Below are 1,378 nucleotides of genomic sequence, written 5' to 3' on the forward strand. Positions count from 1 at the left end.
TCGGCTACTTATCTAATTGATCTACGACCGCAGCCCGGCCAGGCTTGGTCGAGGTGACCGGCGGGGTAGCTCTCTCATCGGCTGTCCACCGCTTGTGGGTGTGGCTCAGATTTGGCATGCGTTCCGCCGGTCACCGTGGCGGGGTGAGGCTCCAGAGGGGACTGCCCAGCTCGAAGTAGCGCTGCCCTCCTCGCCGGACTCAACACCCGGTTCGATCGAGGAGAGCAGGCATGGGACAGGTCATCATCGGCATGGATCCGCACAAGCGATCCGCGACCATCGAGGTCATCAACGACCGCGAGAGGGTCCTCGCGCAAGGCCGGTTCGGCACCGACCGCGCCGGCTATCAGACCATGCTCAAACTCGGCCGGCAGCACAAGGACCGGATCTGGGCGGTCGAAGGCTGCAACGGCATCGGTAAGCACATCGCCCAACGCTTGGTCGCCGACGGCGAAACCGTGGTGGACGTGCCCGCAAAACTGTCCGCCCGGGTGCGGGTGTTCGACGCCGGTCAAGGCCGTAAGACCGATCCGGTCGACGCACACAGCGTCGCGGTCGCAGCGTTGCGCAGCAAGGGTTTGCGGCAGGTCGTCGTCGACGACATGACAGTGGCGTTGCGGTTGCTGGTCGACCGCCGTGACGGTCTGGGCCGCGCTCACACCGACCTGCTCAACCGGATCCACAAGCTGCTGCTCGAGTTGCTGCCCGGGGGCGCCAAGAAGTACCTATCGGCCAAGCAGGCCCGCGAGCTGCTCAATACCGTCCGTCCTCGTGATCTGGTCGGCCGGACTCGCCGCCGGCTTGCCTCCGAGCTCATCACCGAACTCGTCCAGGTCGACAAGAAGACGAAAGCTGCTGACAAGGAGCTCCGGGAACTCGTCGAGGCGACCGGCAGCAGCCTGCAGGACCTGCACGGGATCGGCCCGTCCGGAGCGGCCCGGCTGATCGGTGACGTCGCGGACATCAGCCGCTTCGCCAGCCGCGGGCACTTCGCGTCCTGGAACGGCACCGCACCCTTGGACGTCTCGTCCGGCGACCAGAACCGGCATCGGCTGTCGCGGGCCGGGAACCGGCGCATCAACCGCACCCTGCACATCATGGCCGTCGTCCAACTCCGCAACGACACCGAAGGCCGCGCCTACTATCGACGCAAACTCGCCGCCGGCAAAACCCCGATGGAAGCCATGCGCGCGCTCAAACGCCGGCTGTCCGACGTCGTCTACCGGCAGATGGCCAACGACGCCAAGAACGGCGAGACGGGCCCGGGAGGACACGTGGGGGCGACTCTGCAATCCAGCGCGGCCGACCAGAACCCCATGATCGACACTTCGGAAAAGTCACTTCCCGGACCCGCCAGACTCCAGCCTAGAACACCACT

1 protein-coding gene is annotated in these 1,378 nt (G+C 66.1%); it reads left to right on the plus strand.

From position 1 onward, the window contains the following. Positions 1–230: 230 nt before the first annotated feature. A partial coding sequence (locus ACZ6TI_RS48135) for an IS110 family RNA-guided transposase (RefSeq protein ID WP_465352037.1) occupies positions 231–1,378 on the plus strand: 1,148 nt, incomplete at its 3' end.

The sequence above is a fragment of the Actinoplanes sp. NPDC051388 genome, from assembly GCF_055586225.1.